The following is a 12,556-nucleotide window of genomic DNA, read 5'->3' on the forward strand; positions in this document are numbered from 1 at the left end:
CCACATGCTGGAGCAATTGATCCGACTATCCATACGTCAGCGCTGGACCGTGCTCGCGCTGGTTTTCGTGTTCGCCGCACTTGGCGTCTACAACTTTCAAAAACTCCCCATTGACGCTGTGCCAGATATCACCAATGTCCAGGTGCAGATCAATACCAAGGCGCCAGGCTACTCGCCGCTCGAAACCGAACAGCGTATCACCTTTCCGGTGGAAACCGCGATTTCCGGCCTGCCGGACCTCGACTATACGCGCTCCATCTCCCGCTACGGCCTCAGCCAGGTCACTGTTGTCTTCGATGACGGCTCGGACATTTATCGCGCTCGGCAATTGATATCGGAACGCCTGCAGGCGGTTCGGGGTTCTCTGCCGGCGGGGATTGCGCCCGAACTCGGCCCCATCGCGACCGGACTTGGCGAGATTTACATGTATATTCTCTCCGCCGATGCAAACGCGCGCGATGAGGACGGCCGGCCTTATGACGCCATGGCGCTCAGAACCCTGAATGACTGGGTTGTGCTGCCACAACTGCGCACCGTGGAGGGCGTCACCGAAGTCAACACTGTCGGGGGCTACAAAAAGGAAATCCATATCACGCCCGACCCGATGGCGCTGGTGCGCCTGGGCCTGACCCTGGAAGACGTGCTCGAAGCCGTCGAACGCAACAATCACAATAGCGGCGCCGGTTACATCGAACGCAACGGCGAGCAAAACCTGATCCGTGTCCCCGGGCAGGTGCAGACCCTGGCAGACCTTGAACGCATCGCCGTCGCGGATCGTGGTGCGACCAGCACTCTGCTGCGCGACGTCGCAGAGGTCATTGTCGGCAGGGAACTGCGCACAGGCGCGGCAACCCAGAACGGTGAGGAAATTGTTCTGGGGACGACTTTCATGCTGATCGGCGAAAACAGCCGGGCGGTTTCAATCGCGGTCGATGAGCGCATTGCCGAGATCGCCGCAAGCCTGCCGTCCGGCGTTTCGATTACAACCGTCTACAACCGCACCACGCTGGTCGAGCGGACTATCGCCACGGTCGAGAAGAACCTCGCCGAAGGTGCATTGCTCGTCGTCGTCGTTTTGTTCTTGCTGCTCGGCAATGTCCGCGCCGCGCTGATTACGGCGGCTGTCATTCCCCTCGCCATGCTCCTGACCATTACCGGCATGGTTCAGAACCAGGTGTCGGGCAACCTTATGAGCCTCGGTGCGCTTGATTTCGGCCTGATCGTCGACGGCGCCGTGATCATTGTGGAGAACTGTTTGCGGCGCTTCTCGGATGAGCAAAAACGTCGCGGTCGCCTGCTTACCCGGGATGAGCGGTTCGATATTGCCGCCAGGGCGAGCTGCGAGGTGATCAAGCCCTCGATCTTCGGGGTAATGATCATCACGGTCGTCTATCTGCCGATCTTCGCGCTCTCCGGCATCGAAGGCAAGATGTTCCACCCAATGGCGTTTACGGTTGTGATCGCGCTGACCTCTGCCATGATCCTTTCTCTGACGTTTGTGCCGGCTGCTGTGGCCATATTCGTTACCGGCAAGGTCGAGGAAAGGGAAAGCCGCATCATGCGGGGCGCGTCCCGGGCCTATCGCCCGGTGCTAAGCTTTGCCCTGCGGATGCGTTACGGCGTAATCGCCGCGGCGGTCGTCCTGGTTGGCGTCACCGGCTATGGCGCGACCAGGCTCGGTGCGGAGTTCATTCCGAACCTTGATGAAGGCGATGTCGCGCTGCATGCGCTGCGCATTCCCGGCACCAGTCTCAGCCAGGCGATCGAGATGCAGTCCATGCTGGAGAAAGAACTCGCCAAACTGCCGGAAGTGGAGCGTATCTTCGGCAAGATCGGTACACCCGATGTAGCGACTGATCCGATGCCGCCGAGCGTTGCAGACACCTTCCTCATTATGAAGCCGCGCGCGCAATGGCCGGACCCGCGAAAGCCGCGAAGCGTCCTGCTGGCGGAAATCGAGGCGGCCGCAGAGGCCGTGCCCGGCAGCAAGTATGAAGTTACCCAGCCGATCCAGATGCGCTTCAATGAGCTGATTTCCGGCGTGCGCGCCGATGTGGCGGTGAAGCTCTACGGCGACGACCTCGATCAACTCGCAGCGCTCGCCGAAGCCGTCGAGGCGGTTGTCGCGGGTATCCCCGGTGCGGCCGACGTCCAACGTGAACAGGTGACGGGTCTGCCGATCCTGTCGATCACGCCGAACCGGGAGGCGCTTGCGCGTTATGGTCTGTCGGTCGCCGACATCCAGCGTGTCGCAGGCATATCCCTTGGCGGTGAGACGGTCGGCCAGTTCTTTGAAGGCGACCGCCGCTTCGATATCGTGGTGCGGCTGCCCGAGGACATTCGCTCGGATGTGATGGCGATCGGGCAGATGCTTGTTCCGCTCCCGGAGCACCGTCGCTCGTTGCACGGCCCCCTGTCCGTACCGATATCGGAAGTGGCGGCAATCGACATTGCACCCGGCCCGAACCAGGTCAGCCGCGAGAACGGCAAGCGCAAGATGCTCGTCACCGCCAATGTACGAGATCGCGATCTCGGCTCGTTCATTCGCGATCTCCAGGCGTCGGTCAGATCGCAAGTCGACCTGCCAACCGGCTATTGGATGACCTATGGCGGCACCTTCGAGCAACTCATCTCCGCCGGTCAGCGTTTATCGATCGTCGTGCCGGCAGCACTGCTCCTGATTTTCGGCATTTTGATGATGCTGTTCGGCACGGCGCGCGATGCGGTGGTCGTCTTTACCGGCGTGCCGCTGGCACTGACGGGCGGCGTCGCGGCGCTCGCCTTGAGGGATATGCCGCTGTCGATCTCCGCCGGGGTCGGCTTTATCGCTCTGTCGGGCGTCGCCGTTCTTAACGGCGTCGTCATGCTGACCTTTATCAAGCAGCGCCTGGCCGCCGGGATCGATTTGGAAACGGCGATCCGCACCGGCGCCATGCAGCGCCTGCGGCCGGTTCTGATGACCGCATTGGTGGCGAGCCTCGGCTTTGTCCCGATGGCGTTCAATGTCGGGGCGGGGAGCGAAGTGCAGCGCCCGCTGGCGACGGTCGTCATCGGCGGGATCATTTCGTCAACGCTGCTGACACTGCTCGTCCTGCCGGCGCTCTATCGGATCATCGGCGGTGTCGGGCGTCTAACGATGCCTGCTCCCCGGAGCCCGCTGACCAAAGCGGCGCCGGCGCGGCCGTAGGTGCCGAACATGCTGAGTGTCCTCTCCAGTCGCGCCTGTAGGCGTTTCTTTCTGGCCGGGAGCCTTGCCGCCCTCGTTTCATGGCTGCACAGCGATACTATGCGACTCACCCATGACCACAAGCACTTGTCCGCCGATCATCCGCATCTTCTTGAGGGCCACCCGACGGGCGATTTCACCCACCCCTTCGTGATCGATGATCTGCATCCGCAGTGGCCGCGTTCGTCACATCACGGCACCGATAAGGACTAATTTTATGAAACATCCAGGCCGGGTACTCGGCGTTTTCCTACTCACATCTCTGGCTCTGTGGAGTCAGGCTTTCGCCCATGGCGTCGCCGAGGGCGACAAGGGTTATATCCAGGAGATCACAGGCGTTCATTTCATTGAGTTCATCTATCTCGGCGCCAAGCACATGGTCACCGGCTACGACCATATTTTGTTTTTGCTGGGCGTGATCTTCTTTCTCTACAAGATGAAACATATCGCCATCTATGTCAGTCTGTTTGCGCTCGGCCATTCCACAACGATGCTCGCCGGCGTCTATTTCAATATCGGCATCAACAGCTACATCATTGACGCCATCATCGGACTGTCTGTGGTTTACAAAGCGCTCGACAATCTCGGCGCCTATCAGCGCTGGTTCGGCTTCCAGCCCAATATGAAGCTCGCTACGCTGGTTTTCGGTTTCTTTCATGGCTTCGGCCTGTCGAGCAAAATCCTCGACTATGAGGTGTCTCCCGACGGCCTCTTACCGAACCTGCTCGCCTTCAATATCGGCGTTGAGATCGGCCAGTTACTCGCTCTGGCCGCCATCCTGATCGCAATGGGTTACTGGCGCCGCACACCCAGTTTCCTGAAACACGCTTATACCGCTAACGTCGCTGTGATGTCCGCCGGCTTCATGCTGATCGGCTACCAGTTGACCGGCTATTTCGTGTCTTAAGAGGAATTCGATATGTACAACACTGACCTTCCCGAACGACAAGACCTCCCCACCAGTGCGCAATTGCTGCGCTCTACCCTTATCGCTCTGGGTGTGGCGATCGCCCTGCTCATAACCGCCATTTTGCCGGCAGAATATGGCGTCGACCCAACAGGCATCGGGCGCACACTCGGCCTCACTGAAATGGGCGAGATCAAAGTGCAGCTTGCCGAAGAAGCGGCGAGCGAGGCAGCAGGGCGGGCCGAATTGGTTGAAACAACCGCGCCCCCTGTCACCACCAAAGACATTGAGGCTGCGCCAGTACCGGCAGCAATCGCCCCGGAAGTTGCCGCTGCGGAAACAACCGATGCGGATGCGCCACAATGGACCGACACTGTAAGTTTAACGCTCGAACCCGGCGCGGCCGCCGAGATCAAGCTCATCATGAACAAAGGCGCCACTGCCGACTATGAATGGTCTGTTTCCGCAGGGCACCTCAATTCTGACCTTCATGGCAACGGTACCGAAGGTCAATCTGTCAGCTATCGGAAGGGTCGCGCCGAAACTGTCGATGCAGATGCTCTCACGGCAGCTTTTGACGGGGCCCACGGATGGTTCTGGCGCAACCGCAGTGATGTCGCTGTCGAAGTGACGTTGAAGGTCCGCGGCGACTACACACAGGTCAAGCGTGTACTGTAGCGATCGTCGCTATGTGCTCTCCGTAACGCTTATGCGGCTGGAATAATGAGAGCATAGGGCGATTGTAAATCGTTAAACTGAGCGGCTTTGCAACGTTATTTCCGCAACAGAACAGTAGTTCTAGCGATTTTGATTAACACTACCGGGGGTAAGTCTACCTCCGGAGCTGGCGCCATTGGTCACCGCTCCCGCAGCTTTTCCCGAATCGCCATCAATACCTGACCCAGCATATTCTCGCCGCGCTGGTCTCTGCCGATGCCCCAGTAATGGTCGTAAGCGGAGGTTTCGACCAGCAGCAGGTCACCGGTGTCCAGCAGCGCCTGCTTCACCGCGCTGTTCTGGATACATTTGCTGTACATGGCCCGCGTCATGATTGTGCGGCGTATGGACTTCCAGTCGGCGCGCTTGCGCTTCCACCAGGTGTTGCCGAGTTTGTGGGCCAGCCTGGCATCGATAGCGAGGCGAATTTTTTCACCATAGGCGCGGTCGCGAAATTTATGCGCCTGAAAATAATGCTCGGCAGTGGCCCAGACCGCCTCCTCCAATTGAAAGTCGTGGGGGGAGAAAGTCGACAAGGGATGGCCCGCATCAAAGCGGGAAAAGTGGCAGGCGTTTTCCAGTCTTAAGTCGTGTTCGAACATCGGCGCCCCCTACTGCGACTCCAGCTTGTACACCCAATAGCCCAACTGCTCGTGCAATGCCCTGCGACTCAAGTCGAGGGCGTCGGCGCGCGGCAAAAAAGCCAGCCAGCCGCGGATCGGCGTCCGGGCGAAGTAACCGGTGGGCGCCGGCAGCACCGTCAGCCCGCGCTGGGAAAACACCGCCACCGAGCGCCGCATATGCAGCGCGTGGCTCACCAGGGCAATGCGCTCGATGCCGGCCGCGGCCAGTACCTCGGCGCTGTAAATGGCATTTTCCAGGGTGGTGCGGCTGGCGGGCTCGATCCACTCGACATCGACCCCGAAGTGATCGCGCAGCGACCGCGCCATGATCTCGGCCTGCGCCTCGCGCTCGTGGCCGTACACCCGCCCGCCGCTCACCAGGATCGGCAAGCCGGTCCGGCGCTGCAGGTAAGCCGCGTAACGCACTCGCACCAGGGCCGCCGCGTTCAACAGATCGGCGCCGCCGAACTCCTCGGCCCGCGGGTAGTCACCGCCCCCCAACACCACAATCGCCTGGGCCCCGCGCACCACCTGCTCGGGTGACACCGCCGGATAGGGGCGCTCCAACTGGTGCGCCAGCACCTGCGCCACCCGCGGCAGGGACAGTGCGATCAACAACACCAGCGACACGGCAGCAAGCGCCAGCGACAAGCGCCGGTAGTGCCACCAGCAGGCGAGTGCCAACAATAGCAGCAGCACATTCAACCCGGGGGGTAACGCCAGCGCCTTCAGGATTGCGCGAACTATCATGTCTTCCAACTTTTACCGGCCAGTGCGCACCCTAGCAGAATTGTCGACTTTTCCCTATACCCGACCTAAGCCAGGCCCTATAATTACGGGTTTTCTCATTGACATGCCACCCAGCCGGCGAGGCGTTTTACCCAGGGCCACGAAAAAACGATGGAAGAGCACTACCACCCCGACCGGATCGAAACCGAGGCCCAGACCTACTGGGCGCAAAACCGTAGCTTCGAAGTCAGCGAAGACCCCGCGCGGGAAAAGTTCTACTGCCTGTCCATGTTCCCCTACCCCAGCGGGCGACTGCATATGGGGCATGTGCGCAACTACACCATCTCCGACGTCATCGCCCGCTACCAGCGCATGCTGGGCAAAAACGTCCTGCACCCGATGGGCTGGGACGCCTTCGGCCTGCCGGCGGAAAACGCCGCGATTCAAAACCGCACCGCCCCCGCCAAGTGGACCTACAGCAATATCGAGCATATGAAGTCCCAGCTCAAATCACTGGGCTTCGGCTTTGACTGGCAGCGCGAACTGGCCACCTGCCAACCCGACTACTACCGCTGGGAACAATGGTTTTTTACCCGCCTCTACGAGAAGGGGCTGGTCTATAAAAAAATGGCCACCGTCAACTGGGACCCGGTGGACCAGACCGTGCTGGCCAACGAGCAGGTGATCGACGGCCGCGGCTGGCGCTCCGGCGCCCCGATCGAGCGCAAGGAAATTCCCCAGTGGTTTATCAAAATCACCGCCTACGCCGATGAACTGCTGACCAGCCTCGATGACCTGACCGAGTGGCCGGAGCAGGTTAAGACCATGCAGCGCAACTGGATCGGCAAGAGCCGGGGCATCAATATGCGCTTCGATCTGGCGCCCGGCAAACTCAGCGGGCAGATCGCTGACATCGGCGCCTTCGAGGTGTACACCACCCGGCCCGATACCCTGATGGGCGTCACCTATGTCAGCCTGGCGGTGGAGCACCCGATCAGCCTCGCATTGAGCCGGGACAACCCGGCGCTGGCGGCGTTTATCGAATCCTGCAAAAAACAATCGCTGGCCGAAGCCGATATGGCCACCATGGAAAAGCGGGGCCTGGATACCGGCCTCAAAGCCATCCATCCCATCAGCGGCGCGGAGGTCCCCGTATGGGTAGCCAACTACGTGCTGATGGATTATGGCTCCGGGGCGGTGATGGCGGTGCCGGGACACGACCAGCGCGACTGGGAGTTTGCCCGGGCCCACGACTTACCCATTACCCAGGTCGTCGAGCCGGCCAGCGGCACAGCCTGGGATATCGACGCGGCGCCCTTTCTCGACAAGGGCCGCCTGATCAACTCCGGTGCCTTCGACGGCCTGGATTTCAGGGCCGCTTTCGAAGCGATCGCCAAGGCGCTGTCGGCGGCGGGCAAGGGCGAGATCACGACCAATTTTCGCCTGCGCGACTGGGGGGTATCCCGGCAAAGGTATTGGGGCGCGCCCATTCCCATGTTCAACCTGCCGGACGGCGGCGAGATTCCGGTGCCGGCGGAAAAACTGCCCGTGCTGCTGCCGGAAGATGTCGAGATGGACGGGGTGCACTCACCGCTCAAACAGGACCCCGACTGGCGCCGCTACGCGCTTGATGGGCAGGCGCTGGAGCGGGAGACCGACACCTTCGACACCTTTATGGAGTCGTCGTGGTACTACGCCCGATACACCTGCGCCAACTACGGCGAGGGCATGCTGGAACCGGGTGCGGCCAACTACTGGTTGCCTGTCGACCAATATGTAGGCGGTATTGAACACGCTATTTTACACCTGTTATACGTGCGCTTTTTTCACAAACTGATGCGCGATGAGGGCCTGGTGGGCAGCGACGAGCCGATCAAGCGCCTGCTGTGCCAGGGCATGGTGCTGGCGGAGTCGTTTTTCACGGAGGACGAGCAGGGCAACAGGACCTGGTTCAGCCCGACTGAGGTCGACGTCGAACGCGATGACAAAGGTCGCGCCATCCGCGCCCGGCACATCACTACCGGCACCGTGCTGCAGCTTGGCGGCGTCACCAAGATGTCGAAATCGAAAAACAACGGCATCGATCCCAAAACCGCAGTGGATCACTACGGCGCCGACACCGTGCGGTTGTTTGCCATGTTTGCCGCGCCGCCGGAGCAGACGCTGGAGTGGCACGACGCCGGAGTCGAGGGCGCCAGCCGCTTTTTGCGCAAGCTGTGGAAACTGGTGCACGCTCATCTCGCCGCCGGCGCGCCCGAGGCGCTGCAGGTGCACACGCTGAGCGGGGAACAAAAAGACTTGCGCCGCAAGACCCACGCGACCATTGCCAAAGTCAGCGACGACTTCGACCGCCGGCAACATTTCAACACCGCCATCGCCGCGGTGATGGAGCTGCTCAACGAGGTGAGCCGCCACGCCGATCGCAACAGCGGTCAGGGGTTGGCGGTGGAACGCGAGGCCCTGCAGGCGGCGGTGCAATTACTGGCACCCATAGTGCCGCATATCTGCCATCACCTGTGGTCGGCCCTGGGCAACCGCGACGCCGTTATCGACGCCCGCTGGCCCCAGGTCGATCACGCTGCGCTGGTACAAGCCAGTATTGCGATGGTGGTGCAGATCAACGGCAAGGTGCGGGCCAAAATAGAAGTCGCCGCCGATGCCGCCGAAGCCAGTATTATCGACCAGGCCAAACACAACCCGAATGTGCAAAAGTTTCTGGCCGGCAAAGAGATCAAGATGTGCAAAGTGGTGCCGGGCAAATTAGTCACCTTTGCAGTGAAGTAGCGTTGTTTTCTTTCGCTGAACCATGGTTGGAACACGGTTAAGATGCAAGCCTTTAAACCCATTATGACAACGCTGTTGAAACCACTATTTGTCCTCCTGCTCAGCGCCGCCCTGGCCAGCGGCTGTGGCTGGCGCCTGCGCGGCTCGCTGGCGCTGCCGAGCGACCTGACCGCCGTCCACCTGAGCACCAGGGATACCCACGGTAACCTCGCCACCGATATGCGGCGCCTGTTGCAGTCCAACGATATTGATATCGTCAGCCGGGCGGCGGACAGCCAGTACAGCATCAGTATCGAGGCGGAACGGGATCGGCGCCGCACGGTTTCGGTAGGCAGCGACGCCCTGGCGGCAGAGTACGAACTGAGCATGGAGGCGGACTACCGCATTCTCAGAAGCGACGGCAGCGACGCCGTGACCCCCGCTACCGCAAGGGTAGTGCGCTCTTTTAACTTCGATGTCGATGATGTCACCGGCGGGGCCGAAGAGGAGCGCGTGATCCGCACGGAGATGCGGCGCGAACTGGCCCAGCAAATCATTCGCCGGCTGCTGTTTGCCGCCCAGTCAACCCCCGCCGCCGACAGCACGGCTCCCCAGGACGCGCCCTCGCAGCGGCCCGCCGGATAGCGGCGACCCCCATGACAAAAGTGCGCGCCGACCAGCTCGACAAAGCTCTCGCCAAAGGGCTGAGCCCCATCTATATCGTCAGCGGCGACGAGCCCCTGTTGGTGCAGGAGGCCTGCGACACCATCCGCGCCGCCGCCAGGGCCGCCGGTTTTTGCGAACGGGAACTCTACCACAATGAACCCGGTTTCGACTGGGGGCAGGTTCTGTCCTCGGCCAATAGCCTGTCACTGTTTGCCGAGCGCAAACTGATAGAACTGCGCCTCGGCAATGGTAAGCCGGGCGACAAAGGCGCCAAAGCCCTGTTGGAATACGCCGCCGCACCCGCACCGGACACACTGCTGCTGCTGGCGGCACCGAAACTGGACGGCAGCACCCAGCGCAGCAAGTGGTTCAAGGGTCTGGAGCAAGCCGGCTGCTTCGTACAGATTTGGCCGGTCACGGCACAGCAACTGCCGCGCTGGATCGGCCAGCGCCTGCGCCGGGCCGGGCTCAAGGCCGACAGCCAGGCCCAGGAGGTGCTGGCATCGCGGGTGGAGGGCAATCTGCTCGCCGCCAGCCAGGAAATCGAAAAACTGAAACTGCTGGTCGAGGCAGACGGTTTTGTCACCGCAGAGATGATGTCGACGGTAGTGGCCGACAGCGCCCGCTACGATGTCTTCGGCCTGGTCGACAAAGCATTGCACGGCGATGCCCGCGGCGCCGTCAAAAACCTGCACGGGCTGCGGGGTGAAGGCACCGACGCCACCGTGGTGTTATGGGCGCTGGCGCGGGAAATTCGCACCTTGTCGCAGGTGGCCTACGCCTGCGAACAGGGGCAGAATTTTGACTGGGCGGCGAAAAACGCCGGCGTTTGGGACAAGCGCAAGCCGCTGATAAAAACAGCCTTGCGCCGCTTGAAGTCACCGCTGCTGCAAGTGTTGCTGCGCAAAGCCAACGCCATCGACAAGGCGATCAAAGGCATGCACAACGCCGACCCCTGGGGCGAACTGCTGGATTTGACCCTGAATCTGGCGGGCACGGTGAGCCTGCACCCGCGGGTACAAAAGCTGGCGTTGACCCGAGCTTACAGTTGAGCACCGGCGGTGACCGGGAAATCGTTGGCACCCTCAGCCGCCACAGGCCGGAACAGTGACGACCACCTTCCCCTGATCTGCCTGTTCGACGATATGCGACTTTAGAAGCTCACCCGCCAGTTGCCAGCCCGTGGTGTCGCCGCAGGTGCCGTCCAGCACGAAGCGGCCTGTGAGGATATCCTCGTAGGCATCCAGCCGGATGCGCCAGTTTTGAGCGGCACCGGGCGATAGTCGCACGCCCTCGAGGAAAAAGGTCGCCTTGGCGTCTGGTGCACTGGAGAACGCTGTTAAATCGATCCGGTCCGGCGAGGCGTTTTTCAGTTCCACGATCCGCGGATAGGCGATCTCAGCTTGCCGGCCTCCATCGAAATCGCATGCCGATACGGCGAGGACGAAAACGACGGCCAACAGTGCCGGGGACCACAGTGACCTAGGCATTGAAGCGCACTCGTGCCAGCCAAATAAGGGACTTGACGTCTTGTTCCGAAGCGCTGAGCCGGGAGAAAAAGCCGGGCGGCCTGGGGCCGTGGTAGTACTTCATTAGGTCAATCTCACCACTACCGGGGTAGGAAACACCGCCGGCGTTCAAAGGCCTGGGTTCCTGGGTCACCACAGTGGACGAGCCGCGGTGGCCATAAGAGTATGCGTCGCCGCCGTAGGCGCTCAGGATCTCGTGCCCGATTTCGTGAGCCGCCGTCTCTGAGAACTCCTGGTCGGCAGCGGCGGGCATGATGTAGGCCCAGCCATTGCCGTACTTGATCCATCCGACGTTGTAAACCACCTGCTCCGGCACCAGGTTACCAAAAAGGGAATAGAACCCGCGAACACTGCCGGGGTTACTCGAACGCGCCCAGGCGCCATTGGTGTTGTAGCGGACATCAATGTCGTCCATTGCGTCACGAGTCGCAAAGACCGGATCGACCTGCACCCTGTAGGAGGCACCGCCGACCACAATACGCCGGCTCCAATATCGTTTCAGGCCCAGTTGTAAGAGTCCTTTCAGCGCCTGCAGACTTCGCGTGCGGATATGTTTCTGGCGCCTGACATCGTTGGCCGGAATCCCACGGTAGCGCGGCATGGCCTGGACACCCCGCGGCGGCAGCCCGCCGGCCCCGCTTTGACCGCCATCCTTGACATTGATGCGCAACTCGACGAAGACCGCCTTCCTCGTCCTGTCAATCCTTATGTCGATCCAATCCTGTTCGGCGCACTCGTTACTGAACCGCAGCGTTTTTTTCTTACTTACCCCTCCACCCGTGGCCAGGAACTCGAGGGAAAGGCTCGGCTCTTTGAGAATCCGGGTATCGAGGACCCCGTTGGTACCGAAGCCGTCCCACTGCCACTGGTGCCGCCCGACCGCACGCAGGGGCGCGGGCAGTTGCTCCTGACGGACCAGCCCTGAGCCTGCCATGATCGTTGCAACCAGCGTGTCAACACCACTGTTTCGGATATCGATTTCGAACCCCACGCCGTCGCTATTACCGGTCGTTGCGGATCGAAGCTCTCGATAGTCGGGCACACTGAACGGTGTCAGGATATCTCCGTCCGTATTTCCCGTGAAGGTGACGTCCAGGTCGAACGCCGAGCTGTTCATTTTGCAATACCTGTTTAGGTTGAACAGGCAGCTTAGCGCCGGCCAGCATAGGCCGTCAATGCCATCCATCAGTGCAAGTGCTGCCCCGGCACGCCGACACATACTTGGGAGCAAGGAGGATTTACGCCGGAAATTTGTGCTTAAAAACTTGCTTCCTGTTGCCTACTCGCCAGCCGCCTCTTTTTAACACCTCTTAGCAAAAACAGGAGTCACTTACTGTGAAGTTGCGGGTATTCGTGCCACATTCAGGCCAGTGCATCGACCACTGACCAGAAAGTG

The 12,556-nt window shown here is 61.0% G+C and carries 11 protein-coding genes; 7 read left to right on the top strand and 4 right to left on the bottom strand.

What is annotated here, in order from left to right; translation table 11 throughout:
* The first annotated feature begins 4 nt into the window (after positions 1-4).
* Genes FKG94_RS23370 through FKG94_RS23385 form a run of 4 tightly spaced genes read left to right on the top strand, consistent with a single transcriptional unit; the run spans position 5 to position 4,811 of the window.
* Positions 5-3,187 carry an efflux RND transporter permease subunit gene (locus tag FKG94_RS23370; protein ID WP_142929372.1) on the top strand — a complete coding sequence of 1,061 codons (3,183 nt, stop codon included), beginning with the start codon at positions 5-7 and terminating at the stop codon, positions 3,185-3,187.
* A 9-nt stretch (positions 3,188-3,196) separates the two neighbouring features.
* Positions 3,197-3,439 carry a hypothetical protein gene (locus tag FKG94_RS23375; RefSeq protein ID WP_142929373.1) on the top strand — a complete coding sequence of 81 codons (243 nt, stop codon included), beginning with the start codon at positions 3,197-3,199 and terminating at the stop codon, positions 3,437-3,439.
* 4 nt (positions 3,440-3,443) lie between these two features.
* The gene (locus tag FKG94_RS23380; RefSeq protein ID WP_142929374.1) at positions 3,444-4,133 is read left to right on the top strand and encodes a HupE/UreJ family protein; all 690 of its coding nucleotides are present in this window, start codon (positions 3,444-3,446) and stop codon (positions 4,131-4,133) included.
* Between the two features lie 12 nt (positions 4,134-4,145).
* Positions 4,146-4,811 (top strand): transmembrane anchor protein, encoded by a 666-nt coding sequence (locus FKG94_RS23385; RefSeq protein WP_142929375.1) that lies wholly within the window; start codon positions 4,146-4,148, stop codon positions 4,809-4,811.
* Between the two features lie 179 nt (positions 4,812-4,990).
* On the opposite strand, the gene FKG94_RS23390 is transcribed toward FKG94_RS23385, so the two are convergent.
* A complete protein-coding gene (locus FKG94_RS23390) occupies positions 4,991-5,452 on the bottom strand; it encodes a riboflavin biosynthesis intermediates N-glycosidase (RefSeq protein WP_142929376.1) in 462 nt (153 codons plus the stop codon).
* A gap of 9 nt (positions 5,453-5,461) precedes the next feature.
* On the bottom strand, positions 5,462-6,223 hold the full coding sequence (locus tag FKG94_RS23395; RefSeq protein WP_142929377.1) for a YdcF family protein: 762 nt from the start codon (positions 6,221-6,223) through the stop codon (positions 5,462-5,464).
* A gap of 150 nt (positions 6,224-6,373) precedes the next feature.
* Between FKG94_RS23395 and leuS the strand changes: the two genes are divergently transcribed.
* From leuS to holA, 3 genes are read left to right on the top strand one after another with little or no spacing between them, the layout of a single operon-like run.
* Positions 6,374-8,986, top strand: coding sequence for a leucine--tRNA ligase (leuS, locus tag FKG94_RS23400; protein WP_142929378.1), 2,613 nt, complete (start codon positions 6,374-6,376; stop codon positions 8,984-8,986).
* A 42-nt stretch (positions 8,987-9,028) separates the two neighbouring features.
* Complete coding sequence (locus tag FKG94_RS23405; protein ID WP_142929379.1) at positions 9,029-9,610, top strand: LPS-assembly lipoprotein LptE; 582 nt, start codon at positions 9,029-9,031, stop codon at positions 9,608-9,610.
* 11 nt (positions 9,611-9,621) lie between these two features.
* Entirely contained in the window at positions 9,622-10,683 is a 1,062-nt protein-coding gene (holA, locus tag FKG94_RS23410; RefSeq protein ID WP_142929380.1) for a DNA polymerase III subunit delta, read from the top strand.
* A gap of 33 nt (positions 10,684-10,716) precedes the next feature.
* On the opposite strand, the gene FKG94_RS23415 is transcribed toward holA, so the two are convergent.
* On the bottom strand, positions 10,717-11,121 hold the full coding sequence (locus FKG94_RS23415) for a hypothetical protein (protein ID WP_142929381.1): 405 nt from the start codon (positions 11,119-11,121) through the stop codon (positions 10,717-10,719).
* Positions 11,114-12,277, bottom strand: coding sequence for a hypothetical protein (locus FKG94_RS23420; protein WP_142929382.1), 1,164 nt, complete (start codon positions 12,275-12,277; stop codon positions 11,114-11,116). Before FKG94_RS23420 ends, FKG94_RS23415 begins: the two co-directional genes overlap by 8 nt.
* Positions 12,278-12,556: the final 279 nt, after the last annotated feature.

The organism is Exilibacterium tricleocarpae (assembly GCF_007004655.1).
GTDB classification, from domain to species: Bacteria; Pseudomonadota; Gammaproteobacteria; order Pseudomonadales; family Cellvibrionaceae; genus Exilibacterium; species Exilibacterium tricleocarpae.

Bases quoted from the DNA above. Each gene is read 5' to 3' on its own strand.
- FKG94_RS23370 (WP_142929372.1), top strand. From the start codon at position 5: ATGCTGGAGCAATTGATCCGACTATCCATACGTCAGCGCTGGACCGTG.
- FKG94_RS23375 (WP_142929373.1), top strand. From the start codon at position 3,197: ATGCTGAGTGTCCTCTCCAGTCGCGCCTGTAGGCGTTTCTTTCTGGCC.
- FKG94_RS23380 (WP_142929374.1), top strand. From the start codon at position 3,444: ATGAAACATCCAGGCCGGGTACTCGGCGTTTTCCTACTCACATCTCTG.
- FKG94_RS23385 (WP_142929375.1), top strand. From the start codon at position 4,146: ATGTACAACACTGACCTTCCCGAACGACAAGACCTCCCCACCAGTGCG.
- FKG94_RS23390 (WP_142929376.1), bottom strand. From the start codon at position 5,452: ATGTTCGAACACGACTTAAGACTGGAAAACGCCTGCCACTTTTCCCGC.
- FKG94_RS23395 (WP_142929377.1), bottom strand. From the start codon at position 6,223: ATGATAGTTCGCGCAATCCTGAAGGCGCTGGCGTTACCCCCCGGGTTG.
- leuS (WP_142929378.1), top strand. From the start codon at position 6,374: ATGGAAGAGCACTACCACCCCGACCGGATCGAAACCGAGGCCCAGACC.
- FKG94_RS23405 (WP_142929379.1), top strand. From the start codon at position 9,029: ATGCAAGCCTTTAAACCCATTATGACAACGCTGTTGAAACCACTATTT.
- holA (WP_142929380.1), top strand. From the start codon at position 9,622: ATGACAAAAGTGCGCGCCGACCAGCTCGACAAAGCTCTCGCCAAAGGG.
- FKG94_RS23415 (WP_142929381.1), bottom strand. From the start codon at position 11,121: ATGCCTAGGTCACTGTGGTCCCCGGCACTGTTGGCCGTCGTTTTCGTC.
- FKG94_RS23420 (WP_142929382.1), bottom strand. From the start codon at position 12,277: ATGAACAGCTCGGCGTTCGACCTGGACGTCACCTTCACGGGAAATACG.